14 protein-coding genes are annotated in these 17,852 nt (G+C 72.2%); 8 read left to right on the top strand and 6 right to left on the bottom strand.

The window, feature by feature from the left end; translation table 11 throughout:
- Positions 1-2: 2 nt before the first annotated feature.
- Positions 3-1,004 carry a LacI family DNA-binding transcriptional regulator gene (locus D1648_RS04430; RefSeq protein ID WP_122939601.1) on the bottom strand — a complete coding sequence of 334 codons (1,002 nt, stop codon included), beginning with the start codon at positions 1,002-1,004 and terminating at the stop codon, positions 3-5.
- Positions 1,005-1,290: 286 nt separating this feature from the next.
- On the opposite strand from D1648_RS04430, the gene D1648_RS04425 reads away from it, so the two are divergent.
- The 3 genes from D1648_RS04425 to D1648_RS04415 all read left to right on the top strand — a co-directional run bounded on the left by D1648_RS04425 (position 1,291) and on the right by D1648_RS04415 (position 4,434).
- Positions 1,291-1,854, top strand: coding sequence for a hypothetical protein (locus tag D1648_RS04425; RefSeq protein ID WP_206424772.1), 564 nt, complete (start codon positions 1,291-1,293; stop codon positions 1,852-1,854).
- A 55-nt stretch (positions 1,855-1,909) separates the two neighbouring features.
- Positions 1,910-2,932, top strand: a complete 1,023-nt coding sequence (locus tag D1648_RS04420; RefSeq protein ID WP_122939600.1) for a zinc-binding alcohol dehydrogenase family protein — start codon at positions 1,910-1,912, stop codon at positions 2,930-2,932.
- Between the two features lie 71 nt (positions 2,933-3,003).
- On the top strand, positions 3,004-4,434 hold the full coding sequence (locus D1648_RS04415) for a tagaturonate epimerase family protein (protein ID WP_122939599.1): 1,431 nt from the start codon (positions 3,004-3,006) through the stop codon (positions 4,432-4,434).
- A 66-nt stretch (positions 4,435-4,500) separates the two neighbouring features.
- Here the strand turns inward: D1648_RS04415 and D1648_RS04410 are convergent, their stop codons facing one another.
- The 3 genes from D1648_RS04410 to D1648_RS04400 form a co-directional block, all read right to left on the bottom strand.
- Positions 4,501-5,982, bottom strand: coding sequence for a lipase maturation factor family protein (locus D1648_RS04410; RefSeq protein WP_122939598.1), 1,482 nt, complete (start codon positions 5,980-5,982; stop codon positions 4,501-4,503).
- Positions 5,983-6,018: 36 nt separating this feature from the next.
- Positions 6,019-6,822, bottom strand: coding sequence for a 23S ribosomal RNA methyltransferase Erm (gene erm, locus D1648_RS04405; RefSeq protein ID WP_122939597.1), 804 nt, complete (start codon positions 6,820-6,822; stop codon positions 6,019-6,021).
- Between the two features lie 207 nt (positions 6,823-7,029).
- A complete protein-coding gene (locus tag D1648_RS04400) occupies positions 7,030-7,740 on the bottom strand; it encodes a M50 family metallopeptidase (protein ID WP_122939596.1) in 711 nt (236 codons plus the stop codon).
- A 94-nt stretch (positions 7,741-7,834) separates the two neighbouring features.
- Between D1648_RS04400 and D1648_RS04395 the strand changes: the two genes are divergently transcribed.
- Positions 7,835-10,150, top strand: a complete 2,316-nt coding sequence (locus tag D1648_RS04395) for a family 78 glycoside hydrolase catalytic domain (RefSeq protein ID WP_122939595.1) — start codon at positions 7,835-7,837, stop codon at positions 10,148-10,150.
- 72 nt (positions 10,151-10,222) lie between these two features.
- On the opposite strand, the gene D1648_RS04390 is transcribed toward D1648_RS04395, so the two are convergent.
- Positions 10,223-10,426 (bottom strand): cold-shock protein, encoded by a 204-nt coding sequence (locus tag D1648_RS04390; protein ID WP_115412067.1) that lies wholly within the window; start codon positions 10,424-10,426, stop codon positions 10,223-10,225.
- 450 nt (positions 10,427-10,876) lie between these two features.
- Positions 10,877-13,381 carry an ATP-dependent DNA ligase gene (locus D1648_RS04385; protein ID WP_122939594.1) on the bottom strand — a complete coding sequence of 835 codons (2,505 nt, stop codon included), beginning with the start codon at positions 13,379-13,381 and terminating at the stop codon, positions 10,877-10,879.
- 100 nt (positions 13,382-13,481) lie between these two features.
- Between D1648_RS04385 and D1648_RS04380 the strand changes: the two genes are divergently transcribed.
- The 4 genes from D1648_RS04380 to D1648_RS04365 all read left to right on the top strand — a co-directional run bounded on the left by D1648_RS04380 (position 13,482) and on the right by D1648_RS04365 (position 17,851).
- Positions 13,482-14,471: a Ku protein gene (locus tag D1648_RS04380; RefSeq protein WP_122939593.1), complete on the top strand. Its 990-nt coding sequence runs from the start codon at positions 13,482-13,484 to the stop codon at positions 14,469-14,471.
- 83 nt (positions 14,472-14,554) lie between these two features.
- Positions 14,555-14,866, top strand: coding sequence for a putative quinol monooxygenase (locus tag D1648_RS04375; RefSeq protein ID WP_122939592.1), 312 nt, complete (start codon positions 14,555-14,557; stop codon positions 14,864-14,866).
- A 95-nt stretch (positions 14,867-14,961) separates the two neighbouring features.
- Positions 14,962-15,573, top strand: a complete 612-nt coding sequence (locus tag D1648_RS04370) for a TVP38/TMEM64 family protein (RefSeq protein ID WP_122939591.1) — start codon at positions 14,962-14,964, stop codon at positions 15,571-15,573.
- A gap of 202 nt (positions 15,574-15,775) precedes the next feature.
- Complete coding sequence (locus D1648_RS04365) at positions 15,776-17,851, top strand: PTS sugar transporter subunit IIA (RefSeq protein ID WP_122939590.1); 2,076 nt, start codon at positions 15,776-15,778, stop codon at positions 17,849-17,851.
- Position 17,852 lies beyond the last annotated feature (1 nt).

Here is a 17,852-nt window from a genome sequence, read left to right as displayed (position 1 = left end):
GCTCAGACCTCCCGGGCGAGACGGGCCGTGGACGCGCGCGGCACGAACTGGGTGGGCAGGCCGATCGCGCGCCCCTCGCCGCCCTCGTCCTCGCGCTCGGGCTCCCCGGCGGCGACCAGGAGGTCCACGGCGAGCGCCCCCATGTCATAGCGCGGCACCTGGACGGTGCTGAGCCCGGGGGTGAGCAGGGAGGCGAAGGGGATGTCGTCCCACCCCACGACGCTCAGGTCCTCGGGCACGGAGACGCCGAAGCCCTTCAGGCGATCGATGAGGGCGAGCGCCATCAGGTCGTTGTAGACGACGACCGCGGTGGCGTCGGTGAGCAGGAGCTCCTCGGCGCCGCGGCGCCCTCCCTCGACGCCGGGCTCGAAGTGGCCGACGTCGAGCAGGTCGATGCCGACCTCCCGACAGACCTCCTCCAGGGCGGTGCGGCGCGCCGAGTCCGAGCGGCTGGTGGCGGGCCCGCCGACGTAGCCGAGGCGGCGATGCCCCATCCGGTGCAGGTGCCGCACGGCCGCGGGGATGCCCGGGACGGGATCGGCGAACACCCCGGTCATCCCCGGGCGGACGCGGTTGACCAACGTGATGCGTGTGAGGGAGGCGGCCTCGAGCAGTGCCTCCTCGTCCATGCGGCTCGAGCACAGCACGACGCCGTCGACCTGGCCGGCGAGGGTCCGCACCAGGCTCCGCTCCCCTTCCGGGGATTCCTCGGCATCGGCGAGGAGCAGCTGGACGCCGTGGTGGTGGGCGCGGGCCTGAGCGCCCTTGAGGACCGCGGGGAAGAAGGGGTTCTCGAGGTCGGGGACGACGACGCCGTAGACGCCGCGGCGCCCGGAGATCAGGGCGCGTGCCGCGCTGTTGGGGATGTAGCCCACCTCGTCGGCCGCGCGACGCACCCGCTCCAGGGAGCGGGCCCCGACCATGTCCGGACGCTGGAAGGCGCGTGACGCGGTGGCGACGGAGACGCCCGCACGGGCGGCGACGTCCTTGAGTGTCGCTGCCATCCAGGCCCCCTCTCCTCCCCCGCTCGGACCGCTCGACCGTCGACGGACCGAGCAGGACTCTACCGCGTGTGCGGGACCCTCGGCACGAGTTGCAACGTTTGCAGCCTGCCCCCTTGAAGTCGCCACACGCCCCCTATTGCACCCAGGCCATTGGTCTGCAATCGTATACATTCGTGCGGTGATCGGCCCCGTGAAGCCGAGTCACCGCCGATCCCGCCGGAGCTCCCGGCGCACGAGACCACCGGCACGACGACAGTGCCGGAGACCACCTGGAGGAATGAGAGCGATGACGCTTGGACGCAGGTCCTTCCTGGGCGCCTCCGTCGCCACTGCCACCCTGGGCACCGCCGCGTGCACCAGGGCACCCGACCGCGCTCCCGGGGACCCGATAGTCCTGCAGGGCGCGTACGAGAACAACCCAGGCGAGCCGATCCATGACTCGATGCTCGAGTGGGCCCGCCTCCTGGACGAGCGCTCCGACGGCGAGGTGCGCATGTCCCTGTTCCCCTCGAGCCAGCTCGGTTCGAAGACGGACGTGATCGACCAGATGCTCGCGGGCTCCCCCGTGATCACCCTGGCCGACGGGGCCTTCTACGCGGATCAGGGGGTCCCGGACTTCGGGATCACCTTCGCGCCGTTCCTGTTCGAGACCTGGGAGGACTGCTGGACCCTGACCGAGAGCGAGTGGTATCGCCAGCAGCTCGCCGCCCTCGAGCAGAAGGGCCTGAAGATCCTGTGCTCGAACTGGATCTACGGCGAGCGCCACACCCTGCTCACTCCCACCCCGACCCCGATGGCCCTCGGCGACGTCTACACCTCGCTCCAGCAGGGGAGATCGACGGGCTCGTGAACCCGCTGCCGGCCATCACCACCGCTCCTGTCTCTCTCGTCTACGGAGGAAACTGATGCGCTCCATCCACGTCACCACGCCCGGTGAGGTCGACGTCGTCGAGGTCGAGGATCCTCGTCCCCGGCCCGGGGAGGCGCTGCTGCGCGTCCGCTATGCCGGCATCTGCGGGTCGGACGTCCAGACCTTCCGCGGCACGCAGCCCTTCGCGAGCTATCCGCGGGTGCCGGGGCACGAGTTCTCGGCCGAGATCCTCGAGATCAACGGCTCTTCCGAGGACCTCGCCGTCGGCGACGTGGTCACCGGCGTCCCCTACTTCCAGGACGGGACCTGCTACTCCTGCCGCCGCGGGCTGATCAACGCCTGCGAGCGCAACGAGACCATGGGCGTCCACCGCGACGGCGCCTTCCAGGAGCTGATCACGATGCCGCTGGAGCGTCTGCACCGCGCCCGCGGCGTGGATCCCCGGGATCTCGCGATCGTCGAGCCGTTCTCGATCGGCTACCACGCCGTGCTGCGCGCCGACGTGGCCGAGGGCGAGCGCGTGCTCGTCCTCGGCGCGGGCGCCATCGGCCTGCTGACCATGATCGCCGCGCGCACCAGGGGCGCAGAGGTCTGGATCGCCGACGTCGTCGCCTCCCGGCTCGAGGCCGCCACGACGCTCGGCGCCGCGGGCACCGTCGACCTCGCCCAGGAGACCGTCGACTCGGTCGTGCAGGCCGCGACGGGCGGCGACGGGTTCGACGTCGTCTTCGAGGCCACGGGCCTGCCCGTCTCGTTCCTCAACGCGATCGAGGCCGCCGCGTTCGGCGCGCGCCTGGTCCTGATCGGCAACGGGACCCGCGAGGTGACCCTGAACCAGTCCGCACTGATCAAGAAGGAGCTGGACGTCCTCGGCTCCCGCAACAGCAGGGGCGTCTTCGAGACCCTCATCGACCTGCTCGAGCGCGGGGTCGTCGACGTCTCCCCGCTGCGCACGAAGATCGTGCCTCTCACGGAGGCGAAGCAGGCGCTCGAGGACGCCGCCGCCGGCGCGACCGACGACATCAAGGTGCTCATCGAGTTCCCCGCCGTCTCCTGACCTGTCCGTCTCCGGCATCACGCCGGACCAGGACCCCACGACCCCCTCTCCACCGACGAACGGAGTTCCCCATGTCCCTCCAGAACGACGCCCTCCGGGCCGACATCGTGCAGGCCGGCGCCGAGCGACGCCTGCAGCTGACCGCCGAGACCGCCGAGGCCCTGACCGGCTTCGAGGGCGAGATCCGCGCCGAGGACGGCCACCACGTGCTGACCGGCCCGCTGAGCACCGCCAACGCCGTGGCGCTCCAGGAGCGCTTCCCCTCCCTCCGCCCGCAGCTGATCGGCGGCCATCGCGTCTCGGTGGGCACCGGCGACCGCATCGGGCTCGCGACCCCGGGGCAGGCCCGCGCCTTCGCCGCCCACCCCGGGGTGATGCCCGTCCTCGCCCAGCAGTCGATCCGCGAGATGGACCGCCTGGGCCGCTCGGCGCGCTCCGTGATGGACGACGCCGTGTTCGGCCTGGTCGATGCGGGCTGGGACCGCGGCTTCGGAGCCGACTGCGACCACATCAAGTCCACCGAGGGGATCGATCGCGGCCTGCAGGCGGGCTTCACCACCTTCACCCTCGATCCGGGCGACTTCGTCACCGACGTGACCGCGGGCGTGGACCGCGCCGCAGCGGAGAACCTGCCCTGGGACCAGCTCGAGGACACCCTCGAGGACACCCTCGCCCGCTATGCCGGGCGGACGATCGACGTGGGCGTCGAGCAGATCGAGGTCACCGAGCAGGACGTCCTCACCGCGGTCGTGAAGTACGGCCGCGCCGTCGCAGAGTCGATGCGCCTCTACCGCCACCTGGTCGACAACGCGCAGCACGAGGTCGAGGCCGAGTTCGCCGTCGACGAGACGGCCTGGCTGACCACCTTCTTCGAGCACTACTACATGGCCTCGGAGCTCACCCGCCTGGGCGCGCAGTGGTTCAGCTTCGCGCCGCGCTACGTCGACGGCTTCGAGAAGGGCCTGGACTTCCTCGGCGACCGGGAGGAGCTGCGCAGGAACCTCGAGGCGCATCACGCGATCTCCGAGCAGTTCGGCGGCTACAAGATCTCCCTGCACTCCGGCTCGGACAAGTTCTCCATCTACGAGCTGTGCGTCGAGGCGACCGGCGGGCACGTGCACCTGAAGACCTCCGGCACCAGCTACCTCTGCGGCGTGGAGATCATCGCGCGGCACGACCCGGAGCTGTTCGCACGGATCTGGGACATCTCCCGCGCCGCCTATGCGAAGGCCCGCGCCTCCTACCAGGTCTCGGCCCATGAGGACCGCACTCCGACGTCGCTGGAGGGCGTCGACCTGGTCGAGCTGATCCGCTCCGACGACGCGCGGCAGATCCTCCACGTCGGCTACGGCGACTCCCTGAACGCCGCCGACGCCGACGGCACCTCGCTCCACGATCGCTTCCTCGCGGTGGTCGGCGCCCACCAGGACGAGCACACCGAGCTCGTCGCGGCGCACATCGGCCGGCACCTCGGCCCCTTCGAGGCCGCCGCCACCCGCTGAGCGTCTGCGACGGACGGACCGCACGTGGCCCCTGCCGGGGCCCGTGCGGTCCCTGCCGTCCGCGGATCACCGCTGCGCGATGACGCCGAGGTCCGTCGCGACCCACCTCTCCCCGCTCGCCCGACGCTCCTCGCGGCGGGCGAAGCGGTAGCGGCAGTACCGTACGCGCAGCGCCGTCGGCTCCCGCCCCTCGAAGGGGTCGCTCGCCAGCAGGCGGCGCACGCCGGGATCCCCGTCGGCGAGGCGTTCGAGCAGGGCCACGAACCAGCGCTCGCCGCCGGGACGCAGCGCGAGGAACCACATCTGCCAGTCCAGCCGCAGGTGGTACGGCGCGAACTGGCCGGGCAGGCGGCGCAGGTCACCGGGCTTGCCGCGGAACTCGTAGGGTCGCCAGGCCTCCTCGGGGGCGTCCTCGCCGGCCGCGTGCTCCGTCCCCTCGATGATCACCTCGTAGCGCCGCTCGGTCATCGAGCCGAAGGCGCCGTAGGCGTTCACGAGGTGGAAGCGGTCGAAGCTCGCGTTCATCAGCTGGTGCGGGGAGAACAGGTTCGCGAGCGGCTTGCGGGAGAGCACGGCGAGACCGAGGAACGCAGTGAGGACCAGCAGCGACCACCACAGCGGCGAGGAGGCGTCGACGCCGTCGGCCCCGTCGGCCCCGAGCGGCACGCCGAACCAGCTCCATCCCGGCGGCGGCCCGCCGGCGAGCCAGCGCCAGAAGGCATCCGGGATCGCGGCGCAGGCGACGAGGATCGTCAACCAGTTCAGCCAGGCGTAGTTCCCGGTGAGCACCAGGAACAGCTGCGTGAGGATCACGGCGAGCGCACCGATCACGGCCAGCGGCTGCGGGGCGAGGACGAGCCAGACCAGCCCCAGCTGCACGACGTGGCTGCCGAGCACCTCGGCCCGGTGCCACCAGCGCGGCATGAGGTGGGCGGTGCGGCTGAGCGGCCCGGGCATCGGCTGGGTCTCGTGGTGGTGGTCCATCGCGGTGAGGTCCCGCCAGGACGCGTCGCCGCGCATCTTGATCATCCCGGCCCCGAACTCGAGCCGGATCAGCAGCCAGGCGAGGAACAGCATCATCACCGCGGGCGGCGGGACCGCATGGGAGCCGAGCAGCCCCATGAGCGCCCCGCACTCCAGCGGCATCGACTCCCAGCCGTAGCCGTAGAAGATCTGCCCCACCGAGACGATCGAGAGGTACATCGCCCACATCGCCCCGAACACGGCGAGCATGCTCCAGGCAGGCCCCTGCTGCGGCAGTCCGAGCACCACGGCGATCCCGAGCAGCATCCCGGCTATGCACAGGCCGCGCAGCAGGGCATCGCTGTAGCGCAGGCGCCGGAACAGGGTGGGGCCCGCCCTGTCCCCCGCCCGCTCCAGGAACTCCGGGGCGGGCAGCAGCCCCCGCTCGCCCAGCAGCACCGGGAACTGGTGGAGGGTGGAGAGGAAGGCGAGCACGAACACCGCCGCGACGCCGCGCTGGAGGATCTCGCGGGCGATCCACGACTCCGGGGCGTCCAGCAGGCCCAGCCAGCTGGTCCAGTCCATGCGTCTCACCTCCGCGCCTCGGGTGCCCTCCGATTCTCACCCCCGCCGCCTGCGCGCGCCAACGCCCCTGCCGCGCTCCGTACCGAGCAGCTCCGCCCAGTGCTCCGGGTCCACGTCACGCGGGAGGCCGCGGCGGTCGTAGCCGTGACGGTCGAGGAAGGACGCGACCGCGGGGGCGGGCATCCCGGTGCGGCGGAGGATCTGCTCGAGGCCTCGACCGGGTCCGGTGAACACACGTCGCACGAGGTCATGGTGCGCCCGGCGGCGGCCTGCGGGCAGCAGGGGCTGCTCGCGCCGGTGCAGCACGAGCAGCCCGGCGTCGACGGCGGGCCTCGGCCGGAAGGCATCGGCCGGGATCCGTCCCTCCAGGCGGGTGGTGAACCAGGGCGCCCACTGGGCGGTGAGCATGGTCACGCCGCCGACGCCGGCCCGCTTGCGCGCCACCTCCCACTGGGTGATGAGCACCGCGTCGAGCCAGCCCGGCGAGCGCAGCAGGTGCTTCAGGGCCGGGGTGGTGAGGTGGAAGGGCAGGTTCGCCACGAGCGTCGATCCCGCGGGCGGGGCGTGGCGGAGGATGTCCGTGCAGCGCACGGTGACGTGTGCGGGTACCCGGCGGAGCAGCTGTGCGACGTTGCGCTCGTCGATCTCCACGGCCTCGAGCGGACGGGCGAGCCCGGAGAGCGGGAGGGTCAGGGCGCCGTCCCCGGCGCCCCATTCGACGAGCGGGCCGCGGGTGCGGCCCGCGAGCTCGACGACGCGGCGGACGGTGCGGCGATCGCGCAGGTAGTTCTGGCCCAGCTCATGGGCGCCGGGGCGGGGGTGATGCGGGGTGCGGGGCATGGGGGCTCCTCGGACGTGCGGGAGCCGGGCAGCATGGAGCGCCGCCCGGCGGTGGACCGGGGCGGCGCGGAGCCTGGAGGGGTCGAGGTGCGGATCCGCGCCGTCAGCGACGGCGGATCCGGACGAAGAACGACATGGTCATGATGCCCATGGGCGCCACGGTAGAGGAGGCGGGCACGCGAGGCGAGGGAATATCCCCGCCGCGGCTCAGCGCAGCAGCGCCACCAGCGTGGCCCCCGCCCACCAGGTGGCGAGGCCGATCACGAGCGCGAAGCTGACCGTCCACAGCGCGGCGGGCAGCGGGGTGAGCTGGGCGAGCTGACCGGGATCGTCCTGGCGGCCGCCCCGTCGGGCGACGGCGCCGAGGTGGCGCCACGCGCCGAGCAGCAGGAACACGCCGGCGGCGAGGGTGAGCAGGGCGGTCAGCGCGGGACTGCCCCACCACCACAGCGCCCCGATCCCGGCGGCGCTCGCGAGGACGGCGAGGAGGGTGTGCCCGGAGCGGGTGAAGACCAGCGAGAGCACGAGCACGCAGAGCGCGGCGAACAGCGCCGTGCGCGCCCAGCCGTGCAGCGCGATCTGCACGAGCAGGGCGCCGAGCAGCGCTGGCGCGGGATAGCCGGCCCAGGTCGAGAGGATCCGGCCGATGCCGCGGCGGGGGCCGACGGTCACAGCGTGCCCGGACATGTCGGCGGAGACGACGAAGCCGGTGAAGCGCCTGCCCATGAGGATCCCGACCAGGGCGTGGCCGAGCTCGTGCACGATCGTCACGCCCGGCCGCAGCAGCCGCCACAGCGGCGGCACCACGACGGCGAGCGCCGCGACGGCCAGGGCGAGCAGGATCCAGGGCCCGTCGTCCGGGACGGGTCCGGGCGCGAGGCGCCCTCCGAACGCGTCGATGATCTCGCCGATGTCCATCGGGTCATGGTGGCACCGCCGGCCCGGAGGGCGCTGGGAGCGTGCCAGACTGGCCGGACCCGTCGACGACGACCCCAGGAGCAGGTGACCCCGCATGCCCGCGCTCGCGCCCTCCCCTGCCGTGGACCCCGCGCTCGCCTCCTGGATCACCGCCCCCGGCGAGGATCCGCAGAACCCGCTGCTGCGCGTCGTCGTCGACCTGCCGGCCCCACCGGTCTCGGCGACGCTGCTGGTCACGGGACTGGGCACGTTCCGTGCGGCGCTCAACGGCACCGAGGTGGACGATGCCCGTCTGGATCCGGGCCTCACCGATCCCCGCGCCCGCGTGCAGGTGCGGGAGCTCGAGGTGGGCGCTCTGCTGCGCCGGGGCGAGAACGTGCTGGGCATCGAGCTGGGGCGCAGCTTCCACGCGATGGCCACCCCGAACGAGTGGCGCTGGCAGCTGGCGCCGTGGCGCGGCCCGGTGCGCGCCTGGGCGCATCTGCGGATCCACCTGGCCGACGGCTCCTCCCGCGCGGTCTCGACCGGCCCCGACTGGCGCACTCGCCCGGGGCCGGTGACGCTCGACTCGATGTACGAGGGCGAGACCTTCGCGCCGATGGAGGACCCCTCCGCCTGGCTGCTGCCCGGCTACGACGACGCGGACTGGGTGCCGGTGCTCGCGGCGTCCTCGCGGCGCGGCATCCGGCGCGGCACCCACGGCCGCGAGATCGCCGAGCCCGTCCTGCAGCGCCAGGTGCAGGAGCCCGTCCGCGAGCAGGAGGAGATCACCCCCGCGGTCGTCTGCTCCTCCCCCTCCCGCATGGTGCTGGACATGGGCCGGGTGATCGCCGGCTGGTGCCGCTTCGCGCTGCGCGAGGACGTCCCCTCCGACGCCCCGCCGCTCCAGCTCATCGCCCGTCACGCGGAGAAGCTGCGCGAGGACGGCCGGGTCGACGCCCGCAACGAGCACGTGCACACCGGCCGCTTCCAGGAGGACCGGGTGCGGCTGGAGCCCGCCTTCGCCCGTTCCTTCGCGCCCCGTCACTCCTACAAGGGATTCCGCTACGTGGAGGTCGAGGCGACGGGCGAGGACCTCGCACGCCTGCGCGTCACGGGCATCCTCGCCCACGCCGACCTGCGCCCGGCGAGCACGCTCACCTGCTCGGACCCGCACCTGGCGCGGATGGACGCGGCGATGCGCGCCTCCCTGCTCAACAACATGCACCACGTCCCCACGGACACCCCGAGCCAGGAGAAGAACGGCTGGACCGGGGACGCGCTGACCGCGCTCGCCGCGATGACCACGAGCTTCGACATGCGCCGCATGCTGCGCAAGTGGCTCGACGACCAGGCCGACGGACAGCGCGCCGACGGCTCCCTGGCGGTGATCTCCCCGAATCCCGGCTGGGGCTACGAGGAGCTCTCCCCGGCTCCGGAATGGACCTGCCTGCTGCCGGTGGCGCTGGACGAGCTGGTGCTCGAGCACGGGGAGACGGAGCTCGTCGCCCGCCACGGCGCGGCCGCTGTCCGATATCTCTCCCACGAGCTGGGCCGACGGGACGGCGACGGGCTGATCTCCTCTGTGCTCGGGGACTACCTCTCCCCCGGCAGCCCGGGTCCCGCCCCGGAGGACAGGCGCCTCAGCGGCACGCTCCTGGTCGCCCATGCCCTGCGCCGTCTCGCCCATGCGCTCGAGCGCGCCGCGGCCGATGGCGAGCAGCTCGCGCCGGACCTGCCCGCCCCGGAGGCGCTGCGGGAGGACGCCGCGCGCCTCGAGCGGGCCGTGAACAGCGTCTTCCTCGACCCAGAGCGCGGCCTCTATCGCGACCCCGGCACCCCCGCGGAGCCGGGCACGAGCACGTACCGCCAGACCTCGAACGTCCTCCCGCTGGCCTTCGGGATCGTCCCGCCCGAGCTCGTCGAGGCGGTCGTGGAGCACCTCGTCGCGGACATCGTCTCCCGCGGCGACCACCACGACTGCGGCCATCTCGGGGTGCGGTTCCTGCTGCCGGTGCTCTCCGCGCACGGCCACGGCGCGCTCGCGCTGCGGGTGCTGTCGACCCCGACGGCCCCCGGCTGGCGGGCCTGGCTCGAGGCAGGGAACTCGACCTTCGCGGAGATGTGGGAGGAGCCGCGCTCGCACTCCCACTACTTCATGGGCACGCCCGTGACCTGGATCCACGAGCACGTCGCCGGGCTGCGCCGCGGGCCGGAGGGCTGGGACGAGTTCCTCATCGCCCCGGACCCGGACGTGCCCGTCGGCCGCATCGCGATGACCCGCGCGACCGATCGCGGGAAGATCGCCCTGGACCTCGATCGGGACGCGCGCACGCTCGCGCTGACGGTCCCCGACGGCGCACGCGCCCGCGTGCACCTCCCGGGCGGCGAGCACGAGGCGGGGCCGGGCACCCATCGCCTCAGCTGGTGAGCCCGTCCCCGGACGCGGCGACGCCCGCCGCCCCGGCAGGTGCCGGGACGACGGGCGTCGTGGTGCGGAAGCTCAGATGCCGCGGATGTTCGTCGCCTGCAGGCCCTTGGGGCCCTGCTCGACGTCGAACTCCACGCGCTGGTTCTCGACCAGGTCGCGACGACCGGTGCCGACGATCGCGCTGAAGTGCGCGAACACATCGGCGGAGCCGTCCTCGGGGGCGATGAAGCCGTAGCCCTTGTCGGAGTTGAACCAGCTGACGATGCCAGTAGCCATGGCGATATTCCTTCTCAGTCGTGAGCCACCGAGCGGTGGCCCGTAGGTTCTCCGCGACGGCTCCGCCGCGGAGAGAGGACGGCCTCGCGGCCGTCGAGCCCGCGGCGCACGACAGGTCGTCGTCCGCTGCGGGAGATCTGGGGCCCGAGGGCCGGGGAGGAGCCGTTGCTCGACGAGCGCGCCGACGCAGGGGTCGGCGACGGCTCGGAGCCGCAGGCGGAGCGGGGAGGGGTGATGAGGTCTCGCTGTCGTCGTCGTGCGCGCCACCGGCGGTCCGCAGGCGACACCCCCGACCCTACGGCATGCGGCGGACCGACGGCGGCTCGATGTGACCCAGCCGAGCCGCTCGGGACAGTGACGACGGCCACACCGCAGCGCCGAGCACGTCCGAGCGGCAGCTCGTCCGCGGGCACCGTCGCCGGGCGAGTCGGAGAGCCTCGGCGCCCGCTCTCATGACTCCCACCGCACCTGCTCGGCCTGCTTGTCCGGTCGCCATCCGCGCCACACGGGATGGCGCAGCCGACCGTCCTCGGTGCGCTCGGTGTGCTGCACCTCCCCCACCAGATCGGCGCGGACCCATTCCGCGTCCCGCCGGTCGGCTCGCGGGACGTCGTCGACCGGCGGGGTCTTCCGGGAGCGGGAGCGGAACCGAGCGGCGATCTCCTCGAGGTCGCGCGCGGAGAACCCGGTGCCCACGCGGCCGGCGTAGTGCAGCTCGCCGCTCCGGTCGGGGACAGCCACCAGGAGGGAGCCGATGGCCCCGGTCCGTTCCCCCTTGCCGTGCCGCCACCCGATCACGACGACCTCCTGGTGATGGGCGTTCTTGAGCTTGATCCAGGTGCGGCTGCGCTTGCCCGGCCGGTACACGCCGTTCTCCGTCTTCGCCATCACCCCTTCCAGCTGGAGCTCCTTCGACAGCGCGACCGCCTGGTCCACGCCGCCGTGGTCTGCGTGCGGCAGCTGGACGTGGTCGGTCACGTGCACCGCCTCGAACAGCCGGTCGCGCCGCTGCCGGTAGGGGGTGCGCAGCAGCGAGTCGCCTCCCTGCACGAGCAGGTCGAAGAGCATGACGTGGACCTCGACGTCCTTCCGGGCCCGCTCGACGTCGCGCTCCTGGGTGAGGCCGAGCCGCTGCTGGAGGCGGGAGAAGGAGGGCCGGTCACGGCCGTCCAGGGCCACGATCTCCCCGTCGAGCACGGTCTCCCCCGCCTCCCGCAGCGTCGGTGCCACGGCGTCGACGAGCTCGGCCAGCTCGGGGAACGTGACGGTGAGGTCCTTGCCGCCGCGGCTGGTCAGACGGACCCGGTCGCCCAGGACGGTCGCGATGACACGCACCCCGTCCCACTTCATCTCGAAGGCCCACTCATCCTCGTCACCGATGTCCTCTCGGCGTCCGAGGGTGGCGAGCATCGGGGTGATCGGCTCGCTCATCTCGACGTCCTCCGAGGTCCCCGCGGGAGCGGGGTCGGGCCTCTCGGCACCGGCGGCCTCGGGCTGGTCCTTCATCAGGTGCAGCAGCCAGTTCGCCTCGGCCTTCTCCTGCGCCGCGGCGGAACGGCGCGATCCGCCCATGCCGCCGGTGTGGAGAAGGGCGAAGCGGCGCGGCACGCCGCCGAGCCCGCCGTCGGACTGTCCGTGGCAGACCACGATCACCTCGCGCCCCTCCCGCCACTTCTCGATCTCGATCGTGCCGGTGTCCCAGAGGGTGACGTCGCCGCCGCCGTACTCGTCCTTCGGGATGGTGCCCTCGAAGGTGCCGTACTCGAGCGGATGGTCCTCGGTCTGCACGGCCAGGCGGTTGACGCCCGTCTCGAGCGGCGGCCCCTTCGGCACCGCCCAGGAGACGAGCACCCCCTCGTGCTGGAGGCGGAAGTCCCAGTGCAGGCTGCTGGCATGATGCTCCTGGACCACGAACATCGGCTCCGCGTCCTCGAGCGCCTCCTGCGCGGCCGCGCTGCCGACGTCGGGGGCGGGGACGGGCTCGGGCGTGCGCCCTGGGTCGCGCTTCGAGCGGTACACCTCGAGGCGGTCGCGGGCCGTCGCGGCCGAGGAGGCGTCGCCCTGTTCGTCCAGTCCGAGGGGCGCGAGGGGGTCGTTCCCGTCCTCGACCCGCTCGAGCACGTCGGCCATCTCGAGGTGTGCGAGGGAGGGATCCTCGATCTCCTCCCACGTGCGCGGTGCGGCGACGGTGGGTCGGAGGCGTCCGCGCAGGGAGTAGGGGCAGACGGTCGTCTTCGTGCCGTTGTTCTGCGACCAGTCCACGAGCACCTTCCCGGCGCGCTTCGAGCGGGCCTGGGTGCTGATGACGTCCTCGGGATGGTCGGTCTCGAGAGCGCGGGCGAGCTCGTGGGCGACCTGGTCGACCTCGTCGGCGCTCGCGCCGCCGTCGAGGGGGGCGTAGAGATGGATGCCCTTGGAGCCTGAGGTCACCGGGTAGCTCTCGAGCTCCATGTCGGTGAGGATCTCCCGGCACCAGGCCGCCACGCGGGCGCACTCCGTCAGCCCCGCCCCCTCGCCGGGGTCGAGGTCCAGGACCAATCGGTCAGGACGTGCAGGCTCGAGATCTGCGTCGAAGCGCCACTGGGGCGTGTGGACCTCGAGCGCGGCGAGCTGGGCGAGCCACACGAGGACGGCCGGCTCGTCCACGAGCGGGTAGGTGGAGACGCCGTCGCTGTGCTCGATGTCGGCGCGCGGGATCCAGTCCGGTGCGTGGTCCTCGAGATCCTTGCGGAAGAACACCTTGCCCGGCGAGTCGGCGGTGCCCACCCCGTCCACCCAGCGCTTGCGCGTGGCCGGGCGGCGCGTCGCCTGCGGGACCATCACCGGGGCGATGCGGTGGTAGTAGTCGATCACCTCGCCCTTGGTGGTGCCCGTGGCGGGGTAGAGGACCTTGTCGAGGTTCGACAGCCTCAGCCGGCGCCCGTCGATCTCCACCTGCTGCTCTCGAGTGGCCATGGCCCCACTGTGCCCCCGATCACGCGATCCGTCATCCGCCGGGCCGCGTTCCCGACCGATCGTTCCTGGCCTCGTGCCGCGCACCGTGGTGTCATGGGGCATGCGTGCGATATGGAGCGGTGAGATCACCTTCGGACTCGTGAACGTGCCGGTGAAGCTCTACGGGGCGACGCGCTCGCACGACATCTCCTTCCACCAGGTCCACGACGACGACCACGGCAGGATCCGCTACGAGCGGCGCTGCGAGGTGTGCGGGAGGGAGGTCGACTACGAGCACATCGAGAAGGCCTACGCGGAGGGCGACAAGACGGTCGTGCTCTCCGACGAGGAGCTCGACGCCCTGCCGGCGGAGGAGAACGACGAGATCGACGTGGTGCAGTTCGTGCCGTCGGACCAGGTGGACCCGATCCTGCTGGGCACCTCGTACTTCCTCGAGCCCGTCGGCCGCTCCTCGAAGGCCTACGTGCTGCTGCGGCGGACCCTCGAGGAGACCGAGCGCACTGCGATCGTCACCTTCACGCTGCGGACGAAGACCCGCCTGGGCGTGCTCCGCGTGCACGAGGACCTGCTGGCCCTGCAGACCCTGCGCTGGCCGACCGATCTCAAGGACGTCGACTTCGGCCCCTCGCGGTCGAAGGTCTCCGCGAAGGAGATGGAGATGTCCGCCGCGCTGGTCGAGCAGTTCAGCGACGACTTCCATCCCGAGCAGTTCACCGACGAGTACCAGGCGGAGCTGCGCCGGCTGCTCGAGGCGAAGCTGGAGGAGGGAGACACGGTGGACACCGACGCGACCTTCGGCGAGGAGAGCTCCGGGGAGGGGACGGAGGAGGGCGGCAAGGTCCTCAGCCTCATGGACGCCCTCGAGCGCAGCGTGCGGGGGCGCCGCGGCGGCGACACGGGAGCGAGCGGCGACGGCGAGAAGTCGGGCGGCACGAAGCCCGGCAGCAGCAAGAAATCCGGCAGCACGAGGAAGTCCGGCGGCACCAAGAAGTCTGGCGGCAACAGGAAGTCCGGCGGCAGCAAGAAGTCCGGCGGCAGCAAGAAGTCCGGTACCGCCAAGAGATCAGGCGGTTCGAAGAAGTCCGCGTGAGGCCGCGTGGGACGCGGTGGAACGGCTCAGCCGGGCACGGCACCATGGGGGCGTTCCGCGTTCCCGCACCCCGAGGAGTTCCCATGACCGTCGTCGTCACCGCCGTGTTCCAGCCCAAGCCCGGCAAGCAGAAGGAGCTCGCCGAGGCGATGCGCCGCGGTATCGAGGCCGTCCACACCGAGAAGGGCTGCGAGCTCTACGCGATCCACGACGCGGAGGACGGCACCGTCACCATGATCGAGAAGTGGACGACGGTGGAGGACCTCGACGTCCACGGCGACAGCGACCAGGTCAAGATCCTGCGCGAGGACATCGCCGACCTCATCGAGGGCCCGGCGACCGTCACCCGCATGACCCCGATCCCGGCCGGCACGGAGACCCAGGGCGCCCTCTGAGCACCTCCGAGGAGCCGAGCTCCAGGGCGGAGCGGGACAGCACGCCCTGGGGCTCGATCGCGCGCAACGTCGCGCTCGTCGCGGCGACGCTGGCGATGGTGTGGCTCGCGCTGAACGTGCGCCTACCCACGCTGGACGAGCTGCGGGCGGACTTCGCGGACCTCGGCGTCTGGGGCCCGCTCGCCTTCGTCGCCGTCTACGCGGTGGTGGCGCTCACCCCGATCCCGGTGACGATCATGGCTGTCGCGGGCGGGATGCTGTTCGGGTTGGGGGCGGGCACGCTGCTGTCGATGCTCGGGGTGGTCTCCGGCTGCCTGGGCGCGTACTGGCTCGCGCGCGCCCTGGGGCGCGAGACGGTGATGCGGGCGCTCGGCTCGCACCGCGAGGTCGTCGAGGAGCGGCTCGAGGGCGGCGGGTTCTACGCGGTGTGCACCCTGCGCCTGATGCCGGGGATCCCCTACTGGCCGGTGAACTACGGCAGCGGCGCCCTGGGGATCCCCAGCCGCGAGTTCCTGCTGGCGACGGCGCTGGCCGCCCTGCCCGGCCAGGTCTCCCTGCTCGCGATCGGCGCCTTCCTGGCCACCCCGAACGCGCTGCACGGCAGCGCGGTGGTGGTCTCCTGGATCGTGGTGATCGTGCTGACGGTGCTCTCCTACCGGCGCTGGCGCGCCACCCGCACCGCGGCCGGGGCGACCGGCGCCGCCTGAACCCCGCTCACCTCGCAGAACGCCGGGCCCGAAGCCGCTGACGGCGCAGCCGCGCGGGTCTAGACTGCGGGGCACGCCGACGGAGCATGCCCACAGTTCCTCGAGAGGGCACGGCCCCGACCGGCCGCAGCGGGCCGCCCGGCCCGTGCCGTCGCCACCGAGGACCAGCCCCCGTGGTCCCGCACCCCCGTGAGGATGGCTCATGACCGCCACGACCGAGAACAGGAGCGGGTTCAGCCCGCGCGTCGTCCTGCAGAAGGTCGGCACATCACTGTCGAACATGGTGATGCCGAACATCCCGGCCCTGATCGCCTGGGGCATCCTCACCGCGTTCTTCATCCCCGACGGATGGACGCCGAACGAGCCGCTCGCGAGCGTCGTCACCCCGATGATCCACTTCCTGCTGCCGCTGCTCATCGCGAACACGGGCGGCCGGATGGTGTACGAGGCGCGCGGCGCCGTCGTCGGCGTGATCGCGACGATGGGCGTGATCGGCGGCTCCGACTGGCTGATCGCGCAGGAGAACGCGAAGCTCCTCGAACAGTGGGTCGCCGCCGGCAACGCCGCCGGTGACTACGCCGAGCTCGGCCAGGTGCACATGTTCATCGGCGCGATGATCATGGCACCGCTGGCGGCGTGGGTCATGAAGAAGCTCGACCGGCTCTGGCAGGACCACATCCCGGCCGGCTTCGAGATGCTCGTGAACATGTTCTCCGCCGGCATCGTCGGCTTCGGCCTGCTGGTGGCGGGCTTCTTCGGTCTCGCCCCTCTGGTGAACGGGCTGATGACGCTGCTGTCCAACGGCGTGGGCGCCCTGGTCGAGGTGGGCCTGCTGCCGCTGGTCTCGCTGCTGATCGAGCCGGCGAAGGTCTTCTTCCTCAACAACGCGGTCAATCACGGCGTGCTGACCCCGCTGGGCCTGTCCGAGGCGAGCCAGAACGGCAAGTCGGTGCTGTTCCTGCTCGAGGCGAACCCCGGCCCGGGCGTCGGCATCCTGCTGGCCTACACGATCTTCGGCCGCGGCGCGGCGCGCGCCTCCGCCCCCGGTGCCGCGATCATCCAGTTCTTCGGCGGCATCCACGAGATCTACTTCCCGTATGTGCTGATGAAGCCGATCCTGATCGTCGCCGCGATCGGCGGCGGCATGACCGGCGTGTTCATCAACGTCCTGTTCGGCACGGGCCTGATCGCCCCGGCCTCCCCGGGCTCGATCTTCGCGATCTTCGGCGTCGCCGCCCGTGACTCCTATCTGGGGATCGCGCTCGCGGTCGCCGGCGCCGCCGCGGTCAGCTTCGTGCTCTCGGCCCTGTTCCTCAAGATCGGCAAGCAGGACGACGGCGACATCGCCTCGGCGACCGCGAAGATGGAGCAGATGAAGGGCAAGAAGTCCTCCGTCGCGGGCGCGCTCACCGGCGCCGGGGCCGCGGGTGCGGGCGCCGCCGCCGCGGCCGACGACTCCGGGCACACGGGCCCGATCCGGAAGATCGTCTTCGCCTGCGATGCGGGCATGGGCTCCTCCGCGATGGGCGCGACCGTGCTGCGCAAGAAGGTGCGCGCGGCCGGCTTCGACGACGTCGAGGTGACGAACAAGGCCATCTCGAGCCTTTCCGACGAGTGGGACGTGGTGGTGACCCAGAAGGAGCTCACCGACCGCGCCCGTCAGCGCACCGGCTCGGCCGTGCACGTGAGCGTGGACCAATTCATGAACTCGCCCCGCTACGACGAGGTCGTCGAGCTGGTCGGGCAGCGCAACGCCCCGGACGCGGCCGACGGCACGAGCACCGGGACCGGAGCAGACGCGGCGGGCCCTGATGCGGCACCAGCCGCCCCGTCGGCCGACGACGCCCCGCAGATCCTCGCCCCCTCGAGCATCGTCCTGGACGGCACTGCCACGGACTCCGCCTCCGGCATCGACGAGGCCGGTGCCCTGCTGGTCGCCGCCGGCGCCGTGGACGAGGGCTACGTCGAGGCGATGCATGACCGCGAGGCGACGGTGTCGACCTTCATGGGCAACGGCCTGGCGATCCCGCACGGCACGAACGAGGCGAAGTCCTCGATCACCCGCTCGGCGATGTCCTTCGTCCGCTACCCGGGCGGCATCGACTGGAACGGCAACCCGACCACCTTCGTGATCGGCATCGCCGGGGTCGGCGACGAGCACCTCGCTCTGCTGCAGAGGGTCGCCATGACCTTCTCCGACCCCGCCCAGGTCCAGCGCCTGGAGAACGCCACCACCACCGACGAGATCCTCGAGATCCTCGGGGACGAGAAGGAGTGAG

The organism is Brachybacterium sp. EE-P12, from assembly GCF_003711805.1.
Taxonomy (GTDB): domain Bacteria; phylum Actinomycetota; class Actinomycetes; order Actinomycetales; family Dermabacteraceae; genus Brachybacterium.
Note: the sequence above shows the minus strand (reverse complement) of the source record. Positions and strands in the feature narration are given on the sequence as shown.